Source organism: Aeromonas sp. 55A, from assembly GCF_051919665.1.
GTDB classification, from domain to species: domain Bacteria; phylum Pseudomonadota; class Gammaproteobacteria; order Enterobacterales; family Aeromonadaceae; genus Aeromonas; species Aeromonas veronii.
This window is the reverse complement of sequence record NZ_JBQBEH010000006.1, coordinates 48,512-69,907: the sequence shown is the minus strand read 5'-3', so window position 1 is coordinate 69,907 and position 21,396 is coordinate 48,512. Positions and strand designations below refer to the sequence as shown.

Annotated in this window: 22 protein-coding genes; all 22 read right to left on the bottom strand. The window is 61.5% G+C overall.

Features of this window, described 5'->3' with window-relative positions; translation table 11 throughout:
• Nucleotides 1-1,037 (bottom strand): reverse transcriptase domain-containing protein (locus ACTG2G_RS03635; protein ID WP_439985198.1); only part of this gene is annotated, 1,037 nt, incomplete at its 3' end.
• A 2-nt stretch (nucleotides 1,038-1,039) separates the two neighbouring features.
• A complete protein-coding gene (gene avd / locus ACTG2G_RS03630; RefSeq protein WP_270806083.1) occupies nucleotides 1,040-1,384 on the bottom strand; it encodes a diversity-generating retroelement protein Avd in 345 nt (114 codons plus the stop codon).
• 61 nt (nucleotides 1,385-1,445) lie between these two features.
• Nucleotides 1,446-2,984, bottom strand: a complete 1,539-nt coding sequence (locus ACTG2G_RS03625) for a hypothetical protein (protein WP_439985180.1) — start codon at nucleotides 2,982-2,984, stop codon at nucleotides 1,446-1,448.
• 57 nt (nucleotides 2,985-3,041) lie between these two features.
• On the bottom strand, nucleotides 3,042-8,273 hold the full coding sequence (locus ACTG2G_RS03620) for a phage tail tip protein J-related protein (RefSeq protein WP_439985179.1): 5,232 nt from the start codon (nucleotides 8,271-8,273) through the stop codon (nucleotides 3,042-3,044).
• Entirely contained in the window at nucleotides 8,273-8,674 is a 402-nt protein-coding gene (locus ACTG2G_RS03615) for a DUF6950 family protein (protein ID WP_439985178.1), read from the bottom strand. Before ACTG2G_RS03615 ends, ACTG2G_RS03620 begins: the two co-directional genes overlap by 1 nt.
• Before the next feature lie 2 nt (nucleotides 8,675-8,676).
• Entirely contained in the window at nucleotides 8,677-9,261 is a 585-nt protein-coding gene (locus ACTG2G_RS03610; RefSeq protein WP_439985177.1) for a hypothetical protein, read from the bottom strand.
• Nucleotides 9,258-9,872 carry a hypothetical protein gene (locus tag ACTG2G_RS03605; RefSeq protein WP_270659397.1) on the bottom strand — a complete coding sequence of 205 codons (615 nt, stop codon included), beginning with the start codon at nucleotides 9,870-9,872 and terminating at the stop codon, nucleotides 9,258-9,260. The genes ACTG2G_RS03610 and ACTG2G_RS03605 overlap by 4 nt, the downstream gene beginning before the upstream one ends.
• A 7-nt stretch (nucleotides 9,873-9,879) precedes the next feature.
• Entirely contained in the window at nucleotides 9,880-12,186 is a 2,307-nt protein-coding gene (locus ACTG2G_RS03600) for a hypothetical protein (RefSeq protein WP_439985176.1), read from the bottom strand.
• Between the two features lie 172 nt (nucleotides 12,187-12,358).
• A complete protein-coding gene (locus ACTG2G_RS03595; protein WP_270659395.1) occupies nucleotides 12,359-12,796 on the bottom strand; it encodes a hypothetical protein in 438 nt (145 codons plus the stop codon).
• Nucleotides 12,796-13,254: a hypothetical protein gene (locus ACTG2G_RS03590; protein WP_270659394.1), complete on the bottom strand. Its 459-nt coding sequence runs from the start codon at nucleotides 13,252-13,254 to the stop codon at nucleotides 12,796-12,798. Before ACTG2G_RS03590 ends, ACTG2G_RS03595 begins: the two co-directional genes overlap by 1 nt.
• Nucleotides 13,251-13,622, bottom strand: a complete 372-nt coding sequence (locus tag ACTG2G_RS03585; RefSeq protein WP_270659393.1) for a hypothetical protein — start codon at nucleotides 13,620-13,622, stop codon at nucleotides 13,251-13,253. The genes ACTG2G_RS03590 and ACTG2G_RS03585 overlap by 4 nt, the downstream gene beginning before the upstream one ends.
• Nucleotides 13,619-14,179 carry a hypothetical protein gene (locus ACTG2G_RS03580; protein ID WP_270659392.1) on the bottom strand — a complete coding sequence of 187 codons (561 nt, stop codon included), beginning with the start codon at nucleotides 14,177-14,179 and terminating at the stop codon, nucleotides 13,619-13,621. The genes ACTG2G_RS03585 and ACTG2G_RS03580 overlap by 4 nt, the downstream gene beginning before the upstream one ends.
• Entirely contained in the window at nucleotides 14,176-14,496 is a 321-nt protein-coding gene (locus tag ACTG2G_RS03575; protein ID WP_270659391.1) for a phage head closure protein, read from the bottom strand. The genes ACTG2G_RS03580 and ACTG2G_RS03575 overlap by 4 nt, the downstream gene beginning before the upstream one ends.
• 51 nt (nucleotides 14,497-14,547) lie before the next feature.
• Nucleotides 14,548-14,889, bottom strand: a complete 342-nt coding sequence (locus ACTG2G_RS03570) for a hypothetical protein (protein ID WP_270659389.1) — start codon at nucleotides 14,887-14,889, stop codon at nucleotides 14,548-14,550.
• 57 nt (nucleotides 14,890-14,946) lie between these two features.
• A complete protein-coding gene (locus ACTG2G_RS03565; RefSeq protein ID WP_270659388.1) occupies nucleotides 14,947-15,297 on the bottom strand; it encodes a head-tail connector protein in 351 nt (116 codons plus the stop codon).
• Nucleotides 15,298-15,301: 4 nt separating this feature from the next.
• Nucleotides 15,302-15,646: a hypothetical protein gene (locus tag ACTG2G_RS03560; RefSeq protein ID WP_270659386.1), complete on the bottom strand. Its 345-nt coding sequence runs from the start codon at nucleotides 15,644-15,646 to the stop codon at nucleotides 15,302-15,304.
• A gap of 45 nt (nucleotides 15,647-15,691) precedes the next feature.
• Nucleotides 15,692-16,897 carry a phage major capsid protein gene (locus tag ACTG2G_RS03555; RefSeq protein ID WP_439985175.1) on the bottom strand — a complete coding sequence of 402 codons (1,206 nt, stop codon included), beginning with the start codon at nucleotides 16,895-16,897 and terminating at the stop codon, nucleotides 15,692-15,694.
• Nucleotides 16,898-16,959: 62 nt separating this feature from the next.
• Entirely contained in the window at nucleotides 16,960-17,556 is a 597-nt protein-coding gene (locus ACTG2G_RS03550) for an HK97 family phage prohead protease (protein WP_270659384.1), read from the bottom strand.
• Nucleotides 17,546-18,790, bottom strand: a complete 1,245-nt coding sequence (locus tag ACTG2G_RS03545; protein ID WP_270659383.1) for a phage portal protein — start codon at nucleotides 18,788-18,790, stop codon at nucleotides 17,546-17,548. The genes ACTG2G_RS03550 and ACTG2G_RS03545 overlap by 11 nt, the downstream gene beginning before the upstream one ends.
• On the bottom strand, nucleotides 18,765-18,974 hold the full coding sequence (locus ACTG2G_RS03540) for a hypothetical protein (RefSeq protein ID WP_270659381.1): 210 nt from the start codon (nucleotides 18,972-18,974) through the stop codon (nucleotides 18,765-18,767). Before ACTG2G_RS03540 ends, ACTG2G_RS03545 begins: the two co-directional genes overlap by 26 nt.
• Nucleotides 18,946-20,691, bottom strand: a complete 1,746-nt coding sequence (locus ACTG2G_RS03535; protein WP_439985174.1) for a terminase large subunit — start codon at nucleotides 20,689-20,691, stop codon at nucleotides 18,946-18,948. Before ACTG2G_RS03535 ends, ACTG2G_RS03540 begins: the two co-directional genes overlap by 29 nt.
• Complete coding sequence (locus tag ACTG2G_RS03530; protein ID WP_439985173.1) at nucleotides 20,691-21,128, bottom strand: phage terminase small subunit P27 family; 438 nt, start codon at nucleotides 21,126-21,128, stop codon at nucleotides 20,691-20,693. The genes ACTG2G_RS03535 and ACTG2G_RS03530 overlap by 1 nt, the downstream gene beginning before the upstream one ends.
• Between the last annotated feature and the right edge of the window lie 268 nt (nucleotides 21,129-21,396).

The window sequence follows — 21,396 nt, the reverse complement described above, 5'->3', positions numbered from 1 at the left end:
CCGACAGGGAATACCTGGGTCTTGCTGTTGGTTGTCAGGCGCAGGCTGTTCCACAGATACGCCTCGATCCGCGCGCGCCATGTGTGCAGCTGCGCCTTGTCGTGATGCAACACCACAAAATCATCCATGTAGCGGATGTAGTACCGGATGCCGAGATCGTGCTTTGCGTAGCGATCCAGCTCGTTGAGATAGAGATTGGCAAACAGCTGACTTGTCAGGTTGCCGAGCGGGATCCCGACACCCGGCCGCCCTGGGCTCGAGTCGATAATGGCATCGAGCAGCCTGAGCGTGCGATCGCAGTGGATGTGGCGGCGCAAGATCGCCTTGAGGCGGGCGTGATCGATGCTGGCGAAATACTTGCTGATGTCCGCCTTCAGGCAGAATAGTGGGCCGTGAGCTTGCCTGATCGCCCGCATCCAGCACTGTGCCCTGTTTGCCCCGGCATGTACCCCCTTGCCTTTGCGGCAGGCGTAGCTATCGAATATAAAGCGCGGGTCAAGCGTTGGCTCCAGTACATTCATGATCGCCCGGTGGACAACTCGATCCACGAAGCGGGGTGCCGAGATCAGGCGCTGTTTCGGCTCAAAAACATAAAACTCCTCGTATCCGCCGGGCTGATAGCTGTCGTGCAGCAGATGATTGTGGGTGTCGTGCAGGTGCTCTTCCAGGCGCTGCATGTAGCGCAGGGCGGCGGGCGAGGTGCGTTTTCCGCACAGGCAGCGCAGGGCAGCCTGGTGCAGATTGTCAAACGATATGATTTGGTCGTACATGAGGGCCTTAAAGTCGGCGGCCCGGCGCACCGGTGCCGCCTGTTCAGTTTTTCGGCGATAGCCGAGGCATCGACATCCCTTTGATAATGCACTGGACAACGCCCCGTGAGGTGTTGCCTTCTGGCTGCTGCCAAAGGCGGGGCGAAACCCAATGTTCGTGTTCGTGTTCGCGCGGGAATTGTTCAGATTCACAGCGGCGAGGCCGGCATTGGCACCGTTGTTCCAATTGCCGCCACGATACGGGAGTCGCTTGATGTCGGAGCCCATGATTAGGCGGCTCGCTCGTATTTGAGCCAGCCGCCGATCATTCTGCCGATCTCGAGATTGAGACCGCTCCAGTGTTGGTATTTGTTAATTGGCAGGTAGGCCAAGTCTTTCGCGAGCCTGACCTGATTTTGCAACACGGCTAACTCAACATCGAGATCCGTGAGTGTGGTCTTTTTGTGGTAACGCTTGGCCGCCGTGATGACCAACCGCAGCAGTGTCAACATGCTGCACCTGATCTCTGCGGCCAGCACGTGGCGCTCCGCCTTCGGGAACTGCCGCATGGCGACATACCCATACTGCATCATATCGCGGATCCGTTGCTCGATAACGAGCGGTTGTTTATCCATATCAATCCTGATTTACCTAAGCGCCGCTATCGCGGCGCCGTCAAAACTCAAGGCCCAAAGCTCAAGCAAAGGCGGGGCGAAACCCAATGCTCGTGTGCGCGTACGCGCGGGAATTGTTCAGATCCACAGCGGCGAGGCCGGCAGCGGCACCGTTGTTCCAATAGCCGCCACGATACGGGAGTCGCTCGCCGAAATTGCGCATATAGATGCGCCCCTGTGGCAGGATAGTGGCCGGCTCGATCAGCAGGCGCCTGAGCGCCTGATTGGACACATAGCCCCCCGCCTTGGCCATGATCCGCCAGTCGCTGTTTGCGGAGTTGCCCGCGTTGGCATTATCGCCGATGGCGCCGAGCCGATTGGTGATGGCATTGGAGAGGATTGGGCTACCCCCTGTGGGGGATGAGGCATCGAGGTAGGCATCGGTAAAGGCCCAGTCGGCCTCTGCCTGGGCGTTAAAGGCAGACAGCTTGAAGCGGCCGTCTTGCAGCAGGAACCCGTCCTGCCACTCCCATATGTTGCCTACCAGATCGGCGATGCCGATGGGCGTGCGGTTATGTGTCGCCTCCGCGCCCATCGAGCCCGTTTGCGTCCGGCCCGTACCGGCGCCATCGCCAGGTGCCCGGTTGTCGGCCCGGTCGCCAACAATCCACGTCTTGGCATGACTGCGCCCCCAGTTGGTGTTGCCAATCGGCTCGTAGCCGTTGGCCATGCACCACAGGGCGATTGCCGCCCATTCGTGCGCCGTCATCAGATGCCAGCCTGCGCCTTTTGCACTACAGGCGTTGCGGGCGGCGGTGTGATCGAGCGAGGCGCGGGGATCTTGCCGCGGCGCGCTGACAGCGCCGGAGCCGGACGCAAGATAGGCGCCGATGAATATCTCGCTCTTGATGCTGCCGCTGCCAAAATCGAACGCCGTCACATCGCCAGTGCCCATATCGGCGGTCATGCCGAGGTCGGCGTAGCTGAAGCGCGGCAGCACGAACATAGCATTGGCGTTGCCAGCGCTGTCGCGAATGATGGTCTGGCTGCCGCCGGTTGCCCGCTCAAGAGAGTAACGCTCCGAGTCCAGGATCGCAGGGCCGCCGACACGCATCAGCTTCCCTGCGCCGGCTTCCGGATTGATGCTGTCTGCTGCGGCTTTCGCCCGGTCCGCCTCTTGCTTGGCGCGGGCCGCCTGGCCTTCACCCTCGCTGGCAACCTTCTTCCAGCTGGGGATGGTGACGGTGGCGCCGGTGTCCGGGTTGAGAATGCCCACATCCCCCGAGCCGGTCAGCCAGGTCATCATGGAATCAAACCAGGTGCGGTACTTGCCCACCAGGGCCGACAGCTCGGCAGAAAACTGGCTGATGGTCGAGGTGCGGGTGATGTCGATCTTGTAGGGTTGATTGGCCAGCGTCCCGCCGCGATATGCCTCGACAAGCAGGATCTCGGTATCGCTGACCACGGTATCCACTTCGTTCGCCACCCCATCGGGGCCATAGAAGGCATGACCCTTCTGGATGGGAAGGGTGCCCGTTTTCCACTTGGTGCCAAAACCGGTGACGGTACGGCTGCCATTCGTCACCGTCACGTTACCGGTGCGCTGCCAAAGTCCTGCCATTGCTGGGCTCCTGAGACTGAAAAAAAGAAACCCGGCGCTGGGCCGGGTGTGGTGGTGTTAGCCGACGGAAAATCCGCCGCCCTTTTTGTTGATGAAAAACGTCTTTCTCTGCGCATAGAAAGACCAGTTTGAGCGCCGCTCGGCCACGTAATAGATGACCAGTGACGATGACCCTGCAGGAATGGAGATGGTGCAAGCCGGGATCTTTTCAAATATCGGCGTCTGGCTTGAACCGGTCGTGGCAACTGCAATAAGAACCGCAGCCGCCCCAGCCGCTTGAGCGTAAATTCGCGCCGTGGTCGCCCCCTCGTCATACGGGGTTATCCTGACCGCGAGTTCCTCCATCGTCAGTTCCTGATCGTAGGGGGACGCATCGAAATAACACTGAACCATCGTCACAGCCGTTCCTGGCTGGATAATGATCCCGCTCTTTGCTGGCAAGTCGAACACCCGAACCTTGGTGATATCACCCACGATTCGAGCCGCTGACAGCTGAGCCAGGATCTGGCAGTTCTCCCTGATGGTGACATTCTGGAAGGTGCCTGAGTTGGCCAGCACGTTTCCCTGGAATGTACCGCTGGTAAAGAACACTTCAGAGCCATAGAAGCGGCCGAGCGAATCAATGCCCGCATTCCAGCGCTTGCCGTAGGCACTGAACTGGCCATTGGCATTTTCGCCCAACCAGAGATCACCCCCCCTGAAAGAGCCGCCCTCGATCAGGGTGCCTTTCAGATGCTGGACGTTGATGTACTTGGCGATCACGTTGCCGATCTCGGCCGTGTCCATCAGCGCGTGGTTCATGTAGACGCTGCCGTTTTTGACGACCAGCGGGTGTACCTTTGACGATACCCCCGTTGCCCGCGACATCACGGCAAACACATCGGCATCGAGCAGGAAGCTGGTCAGCACCGAGCCGTCAGGGTTGAGCTTGACCGACAGGCCGAAGCCGCCGCCCTCGCCGTTGATCTGCGCCTTGGTGTACCAGCCAGCCTCGACATCCCCCTCCAGATCCGCCACGGCGGATGCCACGGTCTGCACCGCCGCCGAGGTGTCATCAACCACGGCCTGCACCTGGTCAATCTTCTCGGCGTTGGCCTTGTCGCCGTCAACCCGCGCCTGGTTGCTTTCAGAGATCGCGGCACTCAGGGCGCTATCCCCCTTCGTTACCTCGGCTTTCAGGGTCGATAGCTGTTCAGCCAGCGCCTGATCACCTTCCGCCTGGGCGCGGTTGGTCTCCTGGATGGCAGCTCCAAGGGTGTTGTCACCCTCGGTGATGGCCGCTTGCAGCAGCTCGTCACGCTCGGCGAGCGCCTTGGCGGCATCACTGAACGCCTTGCTGGTCTCCTGCAGGGCGGCGTTGGTCTTGCGATCCCCCTCTTCAAACTCGGTTTTGATCTGGCTCAACTGCTGGGCGGTCGATTGCTCGACCCCCGCCACCACTTCGCGCACCTCGGTAAACTGCGCCTTGGTGCTGGCCTGCTCCCCTTCAAACTCGGCGGTGAGCTGGGTCAGCTCCTTGGCCATCGCCTGCTGTTCGTCTGCCATCGTCTCCTGACGGTGAACGATCGCGGCGCGGGCGGTGCGGGCGCGTTGTTCGCCCGCCTCGTCAGCCAGGGCGTTGCCGATATTGGCCAGCGCAGTCAGGTCAACTTCTGATGACAGTTCATCCTGCTTGGCGGCCAGCGCCTTGCCCTGCTCGGCCACCACTTCGGAGAGGCTGCCCACGGTGGCGTTGGTCTGGTCGGTCTTGACCTCCAGCTGCTCCAGCGCCTCGGCGCTCGCCTGCTGGTTGTCGCTGACGACCTTGGCCAGGGTGGTGATGGCGGCCCCTTGCGATCCGGTCTCGGTCTTGAGCTGTCCGATCTGCTCGGCCAGCGCCTGATCACCCTCGACCTGGGCGCGGTTGGTCTCCTGAATGGCGGCGCTGAGGGTTTCATCCCCCTCGGTAATGGCCGCTTGCAGCAGCTCGTCACGCTCGGCGAGCGCCTTGTCGGCATCGCTGAGCGCCTTGCTGGTCTCCTGCAGGGCGGCGTTGGTCTTGCGATCCCCCTCTTCAAACTCGGTTTTGATCTGGCTCAACTGCTGGGCCGTTGCCTGTTCGACCCCGGCAATCACCTCCCGAACGTTGGTGAAGTTGGCAGAGGTGTTGGCCTGCTCACCCTCAAAGCTGGCCTTGAGTTCGGTCACTTCGCTGGCGAGCGCCTGGTGCATGTCGAGCTGCACCTTTTGATCGCGGCGGATAGATGCCTCGGCCTGGCGGGCGCGCTGCTCACTCCCCTCACCGGCCAGCGCATTGTTGATACCGGCAAGGCCAGCCTGTTCGGCAGCGGCGGCGGTCAGGTCAAGGGCGGCGGTGATCTCGTCAAAGCGACCTGCGGTGATCCCGCCGTCATCCTCGACAATCTGCTCCAGGGCCTGGATCTTGCCCTCGGCGGTATCGGTGCGGGTTTCCAGTCCGCTGACCCGCTCGGCGGTCACCTTGTCAGCCTCGGCGCTGACCCGCGCCACTTCGGTGATGGTCGCTGTCAGCAACTCGTCACCCTGCGCGACCTCTGCCTTGAGCCCCGCCACACTCTGCGCCAGGGCAGAGGTGGCATCGCTGTTGGCGGTGATCTTCTGCTCGGCAGCGGCGAGGCGCTCACCCTGGGCGGTCACGGTAGACTGGGCGGCTTTCTGGGCCAGCTCGCCCTTGGTGGCGTCCAGTGAGTTGCTGACCTCGGTCAGTCGCTCCTGCTCGTCAGTGAACTCCGACTTGGTGACGGTCTGCGCCAGTCTGGCGTTGATGCCATCGAGCACCTGCTCGGCCTCGGTCAGCCGCTCCCCCTGGGCATCAACCACTGTGTGATCGGCCTTGGTGGCAATGGTGCCCTTAACGGCATCGAGCGTCTGATTGACCTGGGTGAAACTGGCGTGGGTCTCATCGCGCAGGGCGCGCACGGCGTCCATCTCGATCTGACCGTTCTCGGGGTTGACGCTAAAAATGGCATCGCGCAGGTCGCCCATCTCGGACTGCACCCGGTCAATCTTGCTGTGGATCTTGTCTTGCTGCAGGGCGTTGTTGATGCCCATCTCGCCGAGATTCGCCTGCTCATCGCGCAGCAGATCTTCGGTTTGTTGCGAGCGGTCATCGAGCGCGGCCAGCGCATCACCCAGCCCGACCAGCTTGCTATCCAGCTCAGGCACCCGATCGGCGATCGGCTTGATCTCTTGCACCACCTTGTCGAGATCAGTCAGCCCCTCGCTGATACCGGGGATCAGCTCGATGGGTTTGCGCAGCTCCTCGCGCAGGTGCTCGGCGCCGATCTCCCCGTCAATGATGTCGAGAATGGATGAGGCGTCATAGGTGGTCTTGCCACTGGCAGCCAGCAGGGCCGACTTGCCATAAGCGTTAACCGCCCGCAGCCACACATAATAGGTGGTGTCCGGCTTGAGCTGGCCGAACTGCATATAGGTGCCCATGCCAGCGGCGCGGGCCTTCTCCATCACTTCGCCGATCGGCAGATTGATGGTCGAGACCCACCACTCACAAAGCACCCCATAGCCATCGCCGCCCGCAAACTTGGGGCGAAACGCCAGCGTCCAGTTGCCCGCCTCTACCTCCACTCCGATCGGGGTGGCTGGCGCGGCGATGACGAAGTTGACCGCCGCCACCGGTGAGGCGGCACCGGTCAGCGCCAGCGCCCTGACCATGGCGGTATAGTTGCCAGCGGCCAGCCCATTGACCCGGCATGACTGCCCCGGCACCTGGGCGGTCAGCACGGTGACCGGCGCCTTGCCTGGCTCGATGCGCTGCACGATCACCTGGTTGTAATTGACGGTGCCACTGTTGCGCCAGGTGAGCACCCCCTGCACCACCTCGCCGACCGTCTCCACGTCATAGCGCAGCTGATCCGGCATCGCCACGCCGCCGGTAGGCAGCTCGGTGATCTCCGGGCGCTCCATCGGCTTGCCGATGGCATCGGCCCAGAACAGCGGTGAATCCTCGCGCAGGGTGAGATCTACCCCGCCGTTCAGGCTGAATGCCCAATCGGTGACGCGAAACTCTGGGCCATTGATGCCAAGGGCAGGCAGATAAAACCGGATGGTCTGGCCGGGGCGATAGCGCCAGCCAGAGAGGTTGACCGAGCAGGTGATGGTGCGGGCAGCGCGGCGCTGGCGCAGGATGATGTTGGCGATGCGCTGGGCCTGGTACTCGCTGGTGACACAGCGCAAATCCAGATCTTCCAGCAGCGGGACGCCGCCATCCTCCTCCACCCACTCAGGCACGATGACCGCCGGGAAGTCGGTCTTTTTAAAGGTGATCGGGTCAACGAAGGTGCCCGCCACCTGGTTGATTTTGTCGCTGCTCGATGGCTCCGGCAGCAACTCCAGATCGCCGACCAGCTGATGGTGGCGCAGCTCATCACTGGCGGGGCCATAGTAGGCCCCGGCCAGGATGCCGAACTTGCCGCCGATATAGGTCGGCTGACCGCAGCATGCCATGTGCAGGGCTTCCAGCACCTTGGCGCGGGGCTCGGTCAGGTCGAATTCCACGTTGGTGGTATAGCGCGGCTCCACCTTGCCATCGGCGACCGTGACTATCTCATCACAGATATTGGCGGCAACGATAAACTCGTCCATACGGATTTCGTCATCGGGCACCTTAAGCCAGCTGCGATAGTAGTCGAGGATCACCAGGGCGCTGTTGTCGCTCCACTTCCACTGGCCATCGCGGGGATCCCAGACCTCCTTGCCGAACTTCTCGACCTTGATATTGGGCAGACCGGCGGGGAACTTCTCGGCGTTAAACTTGAGCGAGAGGCGCAACCAGGTGATGCCCTGGCCGATCATGTCCGACTTCCAGTCGGCGCACTTCTCCAGCATATAGGGGTCACAGGTCTGGCGGTCGGCATGCAGCTCCCAGCTGACCAGATCGCCATAGGTGCCGACCAGATCATCGCCGAGCCAGATATCACCGATGCGGCTTAATTTGGTGCCCGCCAACACCAGGGCAAGGTGCAGCCATTCGCCCTCGTCCTGCTCGCCCGCCTCCTCTGCAGCTATGCTAAGCAAGCCGGAAGAGATCACCCGACCATAGATACAGACCTTGTCACTGGCGGCAGCCCTCATAACCTGACTGCGTTCACTGGCGCCGCGGTAATCGCCAAGACTCGGTTTTTTCATGGTGAGCATCATGGTGGCGCTCATCACTGCCGAACCGATGGCGATCGCGGTCGCCGTTGAGACAACCAGGGCCGAGCCCACACCAGCGGCGGCACCGGCGATGACAGGAATAAACGCAGCAGGCATTACTCGACTCTCCAGGCAAACAGGGGAACAGCGTCAGGAATGGGGCGGGCGCCCTGCTCGGTCATGGCCCACACCTGACCGGCCCACATCACGGCGGCGGTCTGGCCCTGCGGGCCGTCAAACACCAGGGCATCACCGCGCTGGGCCATCGCCACCGGGATCCGCGCAAACAGCGCATCGAGGGCGGCGGGGATATCGCCGTGGGTTTTGGCGAGCACCCGCTTGGCGCCGATCTCGGTGCGATAGCGCCCGCGATACTCGGCCGCCGGGTCTTTGTCACAGGCCGCCAGACAGACATCCGCCACGAGCAGGCAGCAATCATTTTCACCCCAACAAAAAGGCCGCTCGCTGGCGGCCTGAATGGTCTGGATGATGCGGAGTTGCCAATCTGGGTGGCGCATGATTAGTCCTTGTAAATAAACCCCGGGGCGTCCTTCTTGCTGCCCCAGTAGATGGAGCGGTCGGCCATCTCGTTCTGGTAGCGAAAGAAGCGGTCATCGGGGTGCAACCGGCGGTGACTCTCGTCGGTGTTGCGCATGTTCAGCCCCTTCTGCCAATCCTCGAAGATATTGGAGATGGTGAGCTGAATGGTGTTGGTCTTGCCCGCCTTGACGGGGGTCTGGGCGATGCGCCCCTTGAACTGCAGGCAGGCTTTGAGCGGCACCTCGGCGGGGCCGATCACCACCAGATAGAGCCAGGCCATCCGGTCAACGATGCGCTCGCGCATCACCTCGGCCAGCATGCTGTCATCGAGCCCGGAGAGGCTGACGTTTAGCTTGGTTGGCGAGGTGGACAGCTGCTCTTTCTGTGGGCTGACAGCCCCCATCGAGCCCACGCCGTAATAGGTCTCGCCGCCGATCACCAGCTCACCGAGACCGGAGTGAATGCGGCTGATGCCGCTCACCAGATCTAGCTTGAGCGCGTAGAGCGCCGACACATGGGGCAGGTTAAGGGCAGCCATCACCTCGGGATCAAGGCCGACAATCATGGATAGAATGCCTCCGTGAACGAGAGGGATACATCGGTGAACACACCAGGCACCCGGTTAAAGGTGGCGGCCTTGTCATCCTTGATGCGAAACACGCCACAGGGCCGGTCAACAACCAGCGGGGTGCCGGATGGATGGTTGGCCCGCAGCATGGGGGCAACCCTGATCAGGGCGGCCCCGCTCAAATCAGAGGTGACATCCGCAATCACCCGCTTTAACTCATCCCCCACCTGCACCCAGTCACCACGGCACAGCACCAGGGTGTTTGGCGTCCAGCCGCGACTGGTCAAACTGGTTCGCATGGCCAGCGCCTCGGTCACCATCGGGGCGCCATGCACCGGTTGGGGAGAGCCGACCAGACGGGCGGCGAAATCCCACATCCTGACCCGCCCGCGCTGACCGTCTAGCGAGAAGATCAGCGCCTCAAGACGGCGGGCCTTGTCGGCTGGCAGGTTTCTGAACGTCACCTGCATCACCACCTTCGACCCCGGCGAGTCGGCGGTTTGCACCGACCCCGTCCATGGGGATTCAAACGTCCTGGTCATGGTCTCCAGCCCCAACCCCATGTCGCTCGGGATCAGGTCTACCGGCCAATCAATTACCTCTGACATAGCGATATCACCCTAATAATCTGCGAATTTGGCCGTAGTTCGAGACATCCTCGACAACCATCTGATATGCCCGCTTGGCCCCGGCCTCGGCGCCTTGCTCTGCCGCCGAGCGCATCGCATTGGCCAGCGCCTCGTCACCGGAACCGGTGACACTGATGTGCTGGATAATCGTCACCCCCTCACCCGACTGGCCACGCCCGGCGGCACGGTCAAGAATTGCGGCGGACTCGCGGCGGCTGGTCACATTGGCAGGGCCACGAACCAGGGTGCCGTTGACGAACTCGTCACCCAGCTCGGAGACGATCCCGAACTGGTTGGCCGGAATATAGCCGCCCTTGTCGAACAGACCGGCGATGGCCTGCCCTGCCACGATACCAGCAGAGGCGTAACCCATCGTCTTGATACTGGCCGCCAGCGGCATGCTGTAGGGCGGCGGAAAGGCGGCCAGCGCCTTGGCCGCTGCCTCTTCGGTCGATACGATGATCGAGGGAATGGCGGCGGCCTTCTGCATGGCAAACAGCGCCTTGTAAACACCGGAGTGCTCAAGGCCCGCCTGTTGCAGTGCCGAGGTGGTAATGCTCATCGACTGTTGGGTGAAGCTCAGCAGCTCGGCGCTGACGCTGGCCTGATACTCCCTCTGCTTGTTCACCCGGTCGTTTTCGATCTGCAGGAGACGGGACTGGTGATCCTGCTCCAGCATTTCGCGGCTGGCGTGGTACTCCATCTGGAGCTGGAATTGCAGATCGTTATGACCGGCCGCCGCGTCATACGCCTGGGCATACTGCTGTTGCAGGCGCTGCTGCGACTGCTGCCAGCGGCTCTGCTCCTCAATGACCGAGGCGCCATACTGCTCGATGCGGGCCACGTTGCGGGCGTCATAGTATTGCTGATCGACCCCCGCCATCGCCTTGTTGCTGTTGTCCAGCAGTTGGAGCCGCTTATCCAGCTCCATGGCGATGGCTTTGTTCTCCTGCCGGAACGAATCGACCGGCCCCCAGTTGGTGGCTTTTTTCTTCTTGGTTTTGGTCTTTGGATCGTCAGGGATCTCCACCACCCCGCGTGGCGCACTGCCAGGGGGTGGCAGCGGGGTCGGGCCATCACCGCCGCTGGTCACCGCGTTCTGAATGGACTGCTTCAAGGTGTCCAGGTTCTGGAAGTAGGTTGCCCACCCCTCAGAGCTGGATTGCGACAAGAAGGCTTCCATGTCGCCCTTGGCGAGCTGCATCGCGGTACCAAGCTCATCCAGCCGCCCCAGCATGGCGTCTGGCTCTCCCGCATCCTGGTAATCGTTCAGCGCCTCATTGTAGTCCATACGGGCGGCAGAGTAAGCCGCCGCCGCTTTCAGGTAACCGTTGCGGGTTTCAGGGTCGGTGCCGATATTGAACACCAGCGAGGCTTTTTCGAGAGTGGTGTCGATGTTGCGGATGAACTGCTCAAGGGCCAGCGAGGCAGAGCGCACCCCGTCAATGACATAGAGCGCAATGCCCTTGCCAAGCTCGGCAAAGCCGCCCTTGGTTTCGGCCGCATCGACAATCCACTGGCGCATCAGGCGGGAGCCCTCGGCGATGGCCGGGGCCATGCTCGCCTTCACCTGCTCCCACAGCGCACCCATGACCGACATCAGCCGCTGGATCTCCTGACGCGCCTCCCGCACGGCGGCGAACTGGCCGCCAGAGAGCGCCATCCCCATGCCGTTGATTTCATCGGCAAAGCGGAACAGCTCCCCCTTGTTGGTGTAGAGGGTATCGAACAGCTCGGCGGCGGCATCATTCAGCTCATCGAGCCAGAAGCGCGCATCGGCGGCGCTCATCTTTTGCAGCTCTTCCGAGAAGCGGCGGAACTGCTGATCCGGCGCCATCGCCGCCCACTCTTGCGCCGACTGTCCAATCTGCTTGAAGAAGTCAGCCAGCGGGCCGCCGCCGGTTTTGGCCGCATCAGAGATGCGGACGTTCAAGTCCTTGACGACATCAGCCAGGCGCTCGCCGTTGGTGCCTGCCCACTCGGCGGCCTGGGCGTAGGCATGCCACTGCTGCGCGGCGATACCTACGTTGCGGCCAAGGTTGGCAGTTTGATCAAGGTTGTCATAAGCCGCCTTGATGCCCGCCAGCGCGGCGCCAGAGCCCAGGGCGATCAGGGCGCTGCGCAGGGAAAACACTTCCGTGATAACGGTTTTGATCCCGCCAGCCACCACCTTGCCACCGGCCACGATATGACCGCCGAACGAGGTGAAGTCTTGACGGGAACGGGCCAGCTCTTCCCTGAACTGGGCCGCATTCAAGCCGAGTGTGGTGACAAGGCTGCGCAATACGGCCATGGGGTTTCCTCCCTATCAGGCAAGAATCGACCGGAGTGCCAATCTCGACTCTTGCGGGGTGATGGTTTCGGGGGTGTTGACGGGAGGGTGCAGGCGCTCATGTTCGAGCGAGTAATGGGCCAGCCAGGTGGTCAGTTCCGAAACGGGCAGCGCCTCGATTTCGGTGATCGTCTTATGCAGATCGATCGCTAACCTGATCACCAGCTGCTTGGTCTGACTGGCCCTTATCGTTTTTTTCCTCGACAAGCGCCAGCTCACCCATGCGATTGAGCCGCTTGGCCGCTGGCAACAGGCGATCGATAACCGACATGGGCAACGATTCCATCAGCTGCGGCACATCGTCCTGGGTGGCGATCGAGTTGCCCTCTTCATCCACCATGCAGGCGACCAGCAGCGAGACCATCCACTGAAACGGGTTGTCAGCCAGCGGCTGGCCGGTGGTCTGGTCAAAGTTCCGCAGCTGGTACTCCAGCAGCTTGCTGACCGGCATCTCCCGCACGATGATCTCGGCATCTTCGCCAAGCTCCGGCACGGCAACCCGTTCGTGGCGAAATGCCAGCTTGTTGAGCAGTTGCAGCGCGGTGACTGCCTTCGGTTTTGCTTTTGCCATTATGCGGCCGCTCCCACTTTGCCCCAGGTGGTCTTGCCGTTCTGTTTGCACGGCACCACGAAGTCGATGGTCTTGTCACCCTGGGTCTCATTGCGCAGATAACCCAGCAACACCACCTCATATTCGGCGGTGACGTTATCCGGCCAGATATGCTGGATGACCGCAATCTGACGCGCCTGCGCCGCCGCGATAAATGCCAACTGCCCTTCGTCAGTGGGATAAGACTGGAATTTCAGCTCCTTCTCCGGGCCATCAAAGAGACCGGCGATGGAACGCTTGGCGGTATCTTCCAGGGTGGTCTGGTCGGCAAGTGGCGCCTTTTCACCGACCTGACCGATGGCCAGCGCACCGGGTAGCGGGGTGAATGAAGAGGCCCCCTTGAGTTTGAACTGGGTCTGAGTACCAGCGGCCAGCACCGCATCTTGCGGGGTGTATTGGTAGCGAGTCGGAGCGGTCATGCTCTGTTCCTTCTGTTGGTGGTTTCAATTTCAACGATGGACTGGCGGGCAGTCGTGTCAGGGGTGGCCGGTGAATCGCGGGGCTCTGACACGGCTATCCGCTGGAAGTCATCGGTGGTCACGCCATCGAGCTGGCGCAACTTCTCACCGATGGCATCCCCCTCAAGGCGGGTAGCGGCCAGGATCTCTATCTGCCAGAAGTGGCGCTGCAGGGTGACGCCCCCCTCAATGGTGCGCTCGCCATCTGGCGAGCTGACCAGGAGGTAAGAGATCGCCGGGAGCGGCGCATCTTGCGGGATGAAATCCTGATAAGCGGTCACCCCGCTGGCCGCTTCTATCAGCTGAAAAATCGCGGTTCGCTTTATCATCTGAGTGCCTTGTCGATTGCGGCGCCAAGCTGCTCCTTTTGCAGGTCAAGGCAGTTTTCAACGTTCTCATCCAGGCCGGGGCGAATGAATGGCCCAGCCGGAATACCGGGGTGGATCATCGCCTCCTGCCCCGGGCGGGTGCGGCGCAGGTGCGCCCGCTTGTTGGCCTTTGCCGTGTCCTTGTGCCCCTTGAGGCTGGCCCCGCTGGCGAGGCTATGCTCGCGGGTGCCGTGCTCAAGCCAGTAGGCATAGACGGGGGCCTCGACATACTTGCCCGCCGCCTGTTGCACCTTGTAGGACTTGAACACCCCGATCGAGGCGACCACATCGGCGAACCCCGGATTTTTCGGAATGCTCACCCGCAGCTTGATCGACTCGCCAAGCAGGCCGGTGTCGTGGTTCCATTTCTGTTCATAGAGGGAGCGAGTACGGGCCAGCACCGGCATGGCCGAGGTTCTTGCCACCTCCCGCAAGATCCGTTTCTGGGCGGCGAGTTCAAGGCGGGCCAGCTGGTCGGCCAGCTCGGCAAAGCCATCCACCTCGAAGGTCGCGGTCATGAGTCCACCTCGCAGGTCAGGATTAGCCACTGACGGCGGGCATCAGGCTGCACCAGCTTGATATTGAGGCTCAGCTGGTCTTGCACCAGGTAGAGCCGCTGGGCAGTCGTCACGCCGGGGCGGTAACGAAACTGGATGGTGTACTGACCGGCGGCAATCTCCTTGCCTGCCCGCAGCTGCTCGCGGCCACCGATCATCCTTACATCGGCCCAGATGGGCGGCGAGGGTTGCCACTGGTCAACGGCTTGCCCGGCTCCATCGCGGCCAGGCGCCCTGGTCAGCAGGGTGACCCGATCTCGTAGCTTGCCGGCTGCCATAAAACCTCCAATAAAAAACCCCGCCGAAGCGGGGTTTGTTGTGATGACCGGTTATCTGTGGTGCCACCAAATTCTGATCTGGTTGACTATCTGCCAGAGCACACCGCCAAGCAGGACACAGCCGCCATAAGAGAGGCTGGAGAGCGTCCAGCCAATGCCCTTGGCGTTGAGCCAGAGCGGGGTGAACACCGTCATGGCCACGCCGATAGCCATCACCAGATAAGCCCAGAGCACCTGCTCCTTGAGCTGCTTTGATGTCTGTTGGGTGGTGGTCAGTCGGTCGCCGGTATCCACCACGTCAGCCAGTTGCATGACCGGCGCCCCGCAATGGGGGCAGCTTGCCGCCTTGTCAGACACCTTGCCGTTACATTCGCCACACTCGATAAGCGCCATTGTCCCTCCCGTATCAATATCGGTAGGGTATATCCGAACAGGGCCGTGATCCAGCAATCACGGCGTGGGCGGCAACTCGGGAAACAAGATCCGGTATGGCCCAAGCGCATGGGAATAGGCCAGCGGCAACTCGGCCACGATGGGGCCGGTGATGATGGGCTCGCGGTACTCGTAGAACTGCGCCGCCGACATCAGGATCGCCATGGTGATGGCGGGATTCTTCACGCTGATACCATAGTGGTCGGTGTCCGGGATATCCGCATCAGAGGCATAGAGCGTGCGGCCCATGTAGTTGGAAGCCGCCACCTCGGCGGCCCCCAGGTAGAGCTCAAGCAGCTCGTCCTCATCCTGCATCCCAGCATCGAGCTTGAGCTGCATTTTCAGCAGCGAGATGTTGAGCAGTGCCATCTGATTACGCCTTATCGGTTTTGGCCTTGACCTGCTTGACCTGTTTCGGGTCGGCCTCTGCGGCCTTGGCCTTTGCTGCTGCCTCATCTTCGGCAGCCTTGGCCTGTGCGGCGGCTTCATCCTCTGCCGCTTTGGCTTGCGCGGCCACCAGGGCATCAGCCTCTTCCTGCTGCCGTTGCTCGCGGGCCTGATACTCGGCCAGCTGGCGCTTGAGTTCGGCCTCGGTGTCAGGGCGGGCGATGCCCTTCGATATCAGTTCGTCCGCCTCTTCCTGGCTGGCAACCGGCAGTTTATCGCCTACGTTGCCCCGCTTTTCACCAAACAGCGAGGTGAGCAAAATTACGTGCATGGGTTCTCTCCATCCAGCCGGGGGCATAGCCCCCGACGTGGTTGATTAGGCAGCCTTGAGGGTCAGCGCCTTGACGGCGGCGGTATCTTCCAGCAGCGCATCGAAGCGGTGGAACATCAGGAAACCGACCAGACCGGCCTCGGCATACTTCTCATCCAGACGGCGCAGGGCCATCCCTTTGACGCGGCGGATCTGGAAATAGCTGAAGTCGCCATAGAGCACCGCTTTTTTGCCAGCGGCCACATCCGGCATGCCCTGGTCAATCTGGTACTGATCGCCGTCAATGGTCGCCGGGGCAACACCGGCCACATCCGGCAGCCACAGCGGGCGACCTGTGCTGTCTTTCAGCTCTTTGAAGCCCAGCAGGGTGTTGTCGTTGAACACCCAGCGGGTGTTGCCTGCGCGATAGGCCGGATCCACCGAGTGCTTGAGATGGAGCAGGTCGCTGTGGGTGACAGAGCCAGCTACCGCAGAGGTAGCGCCACCGGTCAGCTGGTTGAGCAACCCCTTGATGTTGTTGCCCTGGCCGTCACCGGTCAGCAGTTGCTTGGCCTCACCACGGCCAAGGCGGGAAGCGATGCGGCGAACGATCAGACCAACGATGTCAACGCCGCTATCCTGCAGCAGCTCTTCACTGATCTTGATGGTCTTGGAGGTCATCTTCTTGGCCCCGATCTGGATTTGGCCAAAGTCCATATCCTTATCGCCACCCTCTTCGGTCTCGCCGATCATGACGCCTTCATCCAGGGTGCCATCGGTGGTAACCCAGGTGATGGGGTTGCCGCCATCGGTTTCGAACACGGTGGAGATATTGGCCACCCCGCCGAACGCCTTCATGGCTTCCACAACCCGGTTGCGGAATTCGGTTGGCACGGTAAAGCCACCCTTGGCGTCCACGTTGGTCGCCTGGGCGCGCATCTCTTTGTACAGCGCGCGCTCCTCGCTGGAAAGGGCCTGATAGCCACCGCGCAACACGTTTTCCAGCACCTTCATCTGGCGGGCTTCGGTGACACTGGTGTTGAGGTCAATCCCGGTGCGGCGCTCTGGCTCGTCGTTGACCTTGTCAGAGTCCAGGCTGAGCAGGCGCTCTTCGCGGGCGATCTGGGCGTCCAGCTCGTCCAGCTCTTTGAGCGCGTCACCCCACTGCTTAGTGGCGGCCTCATCCCAGCGCTTCTCGCTGTACTCATCGTTCAGCTTGCGCATCTGACCGGCGATGGTGCTGCGCTTCTGCTTCAGTTCGTGCAATTTCATGGGCATATGCTCCGTTATGGCAATAAAAAACCCGCCGAAGCGGGTCAGGTTTCACAGCACCATCAGGCGCCAATCAGTTGTAAATGTCGTTCGCGCCGCTCGCGGGCCTCATCTTCCTGGGCGCGGCACTCTTTATTCTTGAACTCCTGCATGGAGCGGGAGGCGGCCGTTGCGTCAGGGTAGGCAGGGAAGGCCACCGGCCCCACATCGTAGAGGCGGGCGAACTTGGTGATCTCCCGCGTCAGTAACCCATCGTCATCGTAAAACCAGCGCTCGCCATCGTGGGCCACCTTGAACTGGAATGAGCTGGAGTCGATGTCGCCGCGCCGCATCGGGGCCAACACCAGATCTTGCACCGTCTGGGTCGAGGGGGCGTCAATCTCGTAGCCAAGTCCCTCATCATCGATCGCTAACCGCATGGTGTTGCTTTTGGTGCGACCCAGTACAAAATTCGGGTCGTGGTTGAACAGCCCGCGCACATCGTCCTGCATCACCCCATCGAAGGCGCCAGGCTTGATGATTTCACGAAAGCCGCCGAGGTTTTCACTCAAGCGATTAAACACCGCAGCATGGCCGACAATCTTCGTGCCTTGCCCGTCAGCGCCAGGCTCGGCCCGCACTTCGCAGCGAAAGAAGCGGCGTTCGCTATCATTCGGCATTGGTCACCTCATCTTGTGAATTGTTGTTCTGCTGGTTGGCAGCGTTGACCGAGATCAGGAACTCATCGAGCCCATCAACCTGGTTCAGATCCTCCAGCACCCTGACCTCGTTGCGACTCATCCAGCCATCGGTGATGGCGTAGTGGTAGAACTCGGCCCGCTCCTTGGCGGTACCGCGCAGCAGACCCGCCAGGTTGAACTTGACGTAGTAACCGGCGCGCAGCTCGGCCTCGGTGAACACCTTGCGGTTGATCTCCTGCTCCCAGCGCACCACCCAGGGCATCACGCTATGGCGGACAAAGTGGATCGCCTGCTCGCTGATGTTGGAGAAGGTGGCCTTGTCCAGGTCGTTGATCATGTGACTCGGCACGTTGTAGATCCCCGCGATCTCGCTGCGGTTCATCTTCTGCGTTTCGAGAAACTGCGCCTCTTCCGGCGGGATGGTGATCGCCTTGTAATCCAGATCACCGGTCAGCAAGGCGGTGCGCCCGCTGCCCTTGCCGATCCCCCCTTCACGCCATGAGCTTTTCAGGTTGGCGCGATGTTGCTTGCCTTGGTCTGCCGCCATGTTCGGCGTCTTGTCGATCAGGATGCCGGATGGGCGACCGCCGCCGCCAAAGAACTGGCTCCCATATTTCTTGGTAGCCAGCCCCAGGCCAATGGTCTCGGCGTGATAGCGGATAGGGCTGGCGCCCCACAGCTTGTCGGCGCCAAAGCCCTTGATATGCACCGCGTCATAGATGGGCAGGGCAAACCAGCGATGCTCCTGATCATCGTATGCCGGGTAGTACCAACCGGACTGGCCACGCTGCGGCTTGCCGATATGCGCAGGGTCAAACAATGCCAGCTCGGTCAGCTGGCCCGTTCGGCGATCCCGGATCAGCCGCGTCACGGCGTTACCATGGGCCAGCGCCACTTGCTGCGACTGCTCCCGCCAGTCATAGCTGCTCTGGAACATATTGGGGGAGGCCGACAGCAGGTAATGGGCGGGATGGTCGGTGCCAGGCACCACGTCATCACCACTCTTTTTCAGCACATGGAGCGGCATCTGGGCCATGCTGCTGGCCAGCCGGTGAATACAGGAGTAGACCGCCGCCAGCCGCATGGAGCTGGCAGGTGTCACCGATACCCCGCTCTCCGTGGTGGCCCCCAGGCCAAACCATTCAGCGAGACCAGGATCGGATGAGCTGATGGTTTCACTGCGGGCCTCAGCCCCGAACAGCAGACTGAACATCACGGCCCCCTTGTTGCTTGAGCTTTACCAGTATCAAGACGATCAGCAAAACCAGACCGACCAGCAGCCCGCCCGCCAACAACATGGCAGGGCCAAGCCCCCACATCAGGTAGGTGCCGCCGCTCATCAGCAGGACGCCGAGCAGCAGGGCCGCATCAATCAAGTACCGCGTCCGTTGGGTCATAATCATCATCCAGGTAGGGGCTGCTGTAAGCGCCCTTGTTGAGCATGGCGCGGCCGATTGCCATGATGGCAGCCATCGCACCGTCTATCTTGTTGTCTTTGCCCTCCTTGCGAGGGAACACGTTTTCGTTGGCATCCTCGCGGGCGGTGACGTTGCCGACCATCCAGTTCATCACCGGGTTGTCGTCATGGTGCAGGCGGCCAGCCGCCAGCGCGGACTCCATCTCCTTCATCGGTGGCGACAGGTGCGCCGTGGTTTGCGGGATCGCCACCGGCAACCAGCCAGCGTTCGCCAGCTGTTGGGCCAGCTGGGCACTGTTCCAGGGGTCGTGCGGGATCTCGCGGGGCGAGTAGGTGCTGGCCAGGGCCGCCACCTCTTCGCCTATCTCGCCGAAATCAATCTCGGCCCCATCGGTTGGGGTCAGTGCCATGCCGCCAGAGTTGGGCCAGACCGTGGAGATCCACTGCTGGTACTTGTCCAGGTTGCGGTTGTCCGGGTCGTTGGTGGTGTCCTCCGGCAGCCAGTGGCGGGTGAACAGGTAGTAATGGAGCAGGCCATCCGACTCGTAGCGAGAGAAGCAGATCGCCAGTGAGCAGATGTCCAGCTTGCTGGCCAGGTCGAGCGCAAACCAGCAAGGGCAACCGATGAAGTCCTCAATCTTCAAGCTCGCATCGGCAGCACTGCGCCAATGGTCGTAGTTGAAGAAGGTGGAGCTGGCGGTTGTCCATTTGTTGAGGTGCTTGATCAGGTACTTGGTGAGGTGCCGCGCATTGCGCTTGGCCCTCATCAGCTGGGCAAGCAGGTAATCCTCAAACACCGACACCCCGTAATTGGGGTTTGCCTTGCGCAAGCTGGCCGGGTCAAAGATGTCGTCGTCATCGTCAATGGTGTAGATCAGGGCGAACAGCTCTTCGTCAGGCTCGGCACCACTGAGCATTCTGACGCACTCATCCCAGAACTGTTTGCATGGGCCAGCCGGGTTAACCCCTGCCGTGCTGATCACCAGCATCATGGGCTGCTCTCGCGCCCCCTGGCCGGTCTCCATGGTGTCATACAGTTCTGGGCTGTCGTGTTCGTGGTACTCATCGACTATCGCCAGGTGCGGGCTTGAGCCATCGCCCGGATTGCCGATCACCGGCTCAAACACCGAGCCATCCTGCCGCAGCATCTTCTTGGCGCAGACCTGAATGCCAAACGTGCGGCGCAGGTTGGGCAGCTGGGCCGCGATCTGCATCGCTGGTTTGAACACTTCCCACGCCTGTTTTTCCGTGGTGGCCCCGCAGTACACCTCCGCGCCGGGTTCATCGTCCGCCGCAAACATGTAGATGCCATTGCCCGCCGCCACGATGGACTTGCCATTCTTGCGCGGCACAAACAGGGCGGCCCGCCGGAACCGGCGCAGCCCATCCTTCTTGCGAATCCAGCCGTACACACACGCATGAAAGAACAGCTGCCAGGGCTCCAGCGTTATCCGGCGCTTGTCCAGCGGCAGGCGCCGCCATTTGCCCTTGGTGTGCGGCAGCAGTTGCAGGAACTTGCAGGCCCGTTCTGCCTTGGCGGCATCGAACCGGTAGGGGTAGTCCTTGTCTTTGGACTTCTCCAGATCATCCAGGTGGCGCTGACATGCCTGCTGAACATACTTGCAGGCGATGACCCGACCCGACACCACGTCGCGGGCGTACTTGTTCGCGGCGTTGACGTTCGGGTTCTTGGCCATCAGAAATCCTCGAACTCATTTCCGCCATCAGGGCCAGACCCGCCACCGCCACCCATCAGGCGGCGATAGCTGGTCGGGTCAAGGCCAAGCAGCGAGCCGATCCTGACCATCGAAGAGATCGCGTCCTGACGGACAGCAACGGCGGGATGTTTCTTGATGCCCTCAGAGGTGGCGGATGTGATGCCGTCATCCAGCACCATCTTCTCGGCCGTGAGATACAGACCGAACGAGTTGCAGTACGCCAGCACCAGCGGCAGATGATCTTCGGTAAGCTGCTGACGACCGATCAAGGTTTTGACCGTGCTGCGCCAAAGCAGGCGAGCCTCGTCATAGTGCAACTCCGGCGGGACGGGTGGCGCCCGCTTGATAACTTGATTGGATGGCGCGGCGGGGAGGTCACCGCCTCCCTTGCGGCCACCCCCGGCGGCTCTTGCCATGTTCAACACTCCAATCATTAAACCGTGACAGCGATGACGAATGTCACGCCAGTCACACCAAAAGGATCCCCATTTCAGGAAATTTTTCTTATTTCTCGCTCGCGTAAATGTTCTTGGGCGGCGGTACTAAGGGGCTTGAGGCGGTAGGGATTTGACCACCCCCGCCCCGCCTGACCCGCGCCGCGACTGGATCTCGGTGGCCTTTTTGGATCTCTTGAGGATCTCGCCGAAAGGGTGCCTGGGGAGGGCTGTTTTCTTGGTTGGTGTT

What these genes read in the sequence shown, in the direction of transcription:
- avd (WP_270806083.1), bottom strand. Translation starts at nt 1,384, where the DNA reads ATGGATAAACAACCGCTCGTTATCGAGCAACGGATCCGCGATATGATG.
- ACTG2G_RS03625 (WP_439985180.1), bottom strand. Translation starts at nt 2,984, where the DNA reads ATGGCAGGACTTTGGCAGCGCACCGGTAACGTGACGGTGACGAATGGC.
- ACTG2G_RS03620 (WP_439985179.1), bottom strand. Translation starts at nt 8,273, where the DNA reads ATGCCTGCTGCGTTTATTCCTGTCATCGCCGGTGCCGCCGCTGGTGTG.
- ACTG2G_RS03615 (WP_439985178.1), bottom strand. Translation starts at nt 8,674, where the DNA reads ATGCGCCACCCAGATTGGCAACTCCGCATCATCCAGACCATTCAGGCC.
- ACTG2G_RS03610 (WP_439985177.1), bottom strand. Translation starts at nt 9,261, where the DNA reads ATGATTGTCGGCCTTGATCCCGAGGTGATGGCTGCCCTTAACCTGCCC.
- ACTG2G_RS03605 (WP_270659397.1), bottom strand. Translation starts at nt 9,872, where the DNA reads ATGTCAGAGGTAATTGATTGGCCGGTAGACCTGATCCCGAGCGACATG.
- ACTG2G_RS03600 (WP_439985176.1), bottom strand. Translation starts at nt 12,186, where the DNA reads ATGGCCGTATTGCGCAGCCTTGTCACCACACTCGGCTTGAATGCGGCC.
- ACTG2G_RS03595 (WP_270659395.1), bottom strand. Translation starts at nt 12,796, where the DNA reads ATGGCAAAAGCAAAACCGAAGGCAGTCACCGCGCTGCAACTGCTCAAC.
- ACTG2G_RS03590 (WP_270659394.1), bottom strand. Translation starts at nt 13,254, where the DNA reads ATGACCGCTCCGACTCGCTACCAATACACCCCGCAAGATGCGGTGCTG.
- ACTG2G_RS03585 (WP_270659393.1), bottom strand. Translation starts at nt 13,622, where the DNA reads ATGATAAAGCGAACCGCGATTTTTCAGCTGATAGAAGCGGCCAGCGGG.
- ACTG2G_RS03580 (WP_270659392.1), bottom strand. Translation starts at nt 14,179, where the DNA reads ATGACCGCGACCTTCGAGGTGGATGGCTTTGCCGAGCTGGCCGACCAG.
- ACTG2G_RS03575 (WP_270659391.1), bottom strand. Translation starts at nt 14,496, where the DNA reads ATGGCAGCCGGCAAGCTACGAGATCGGGTCACCCTGCTGACCAGGGCG.
- ACTG2G_RS03570 (WP_270659389.1), bottom strand. Translation starts at nt 14,889, where the DNA reads ATGGCGCTTATCGAGTGTGGCGAATGTAACGGCAAGGTGTCTGACAAG.
- ACTG2G_RS03565 (WP_270659388.1), bottom strand. Translation starts at nt 15,297, where the DNA reads ATGGCACTGCTCAACATCTCGCTGCTGAAAATGCAGCTCAAGCTCGAT.
- ACTG2G_RS03560 (WP_270659386.1), bottom strand. Translation starts at nt 15,646, where the DNA reads ATGCACGTAATTTTGCTCACCTCGCTGTTTGGTGAAAAGCGGGGCAAC.
- ACTG2G_RS03555 (WP_439985175.1), bottom strand. Translation starts at nt 16,897, where the DNA reads ATGAAATTGCACGAACTGAAGCAGAAGCGCAGCACCATCGCCGGTCAG.
- ACTG2G_RS03550 (WP_270659384.1), bottom strand. Translation starts at nt 17,556, where the DNA reads ATGCCGAATGATAGCGAACGCCGCTTCTTTCGCTGCGAAGTGCGGGCC.
- ACTG2G_RS03545 (WP_270659383.1), bottom strand. Translation starts at nt 18,790, where the DNA reads ATGTTCAGTCTGCTGTTCGGGGCTGAGGCCCGCAGTGAAACCATCAGC.
- ACTG2G_RS03540 (WP_270659381.1), bottom strand. Translation starts at nt 18,974, where the DNA reads ATGACCCAACGGACGCGGTACTTGATTGATGCGGCCCTGCTGCTCGGC.
- ACTG2G_RS03535 (WP_439985174.1), bottom strand. Translation starts at nt 20,691, where the DNA reads ATGGCCAAGAACCCGAACGTCAACGCCGCGAACAAGTACGCCCGCGAC.
- ACTG2G_RS03530 (WP_439985173.1), bottom strand. Translation starts at nt 21,128, where the DNA reads ATGGCAAGAGCCGCCGGGGGTGGCCGCAAGGGAGGCGGTGACCTCCCC.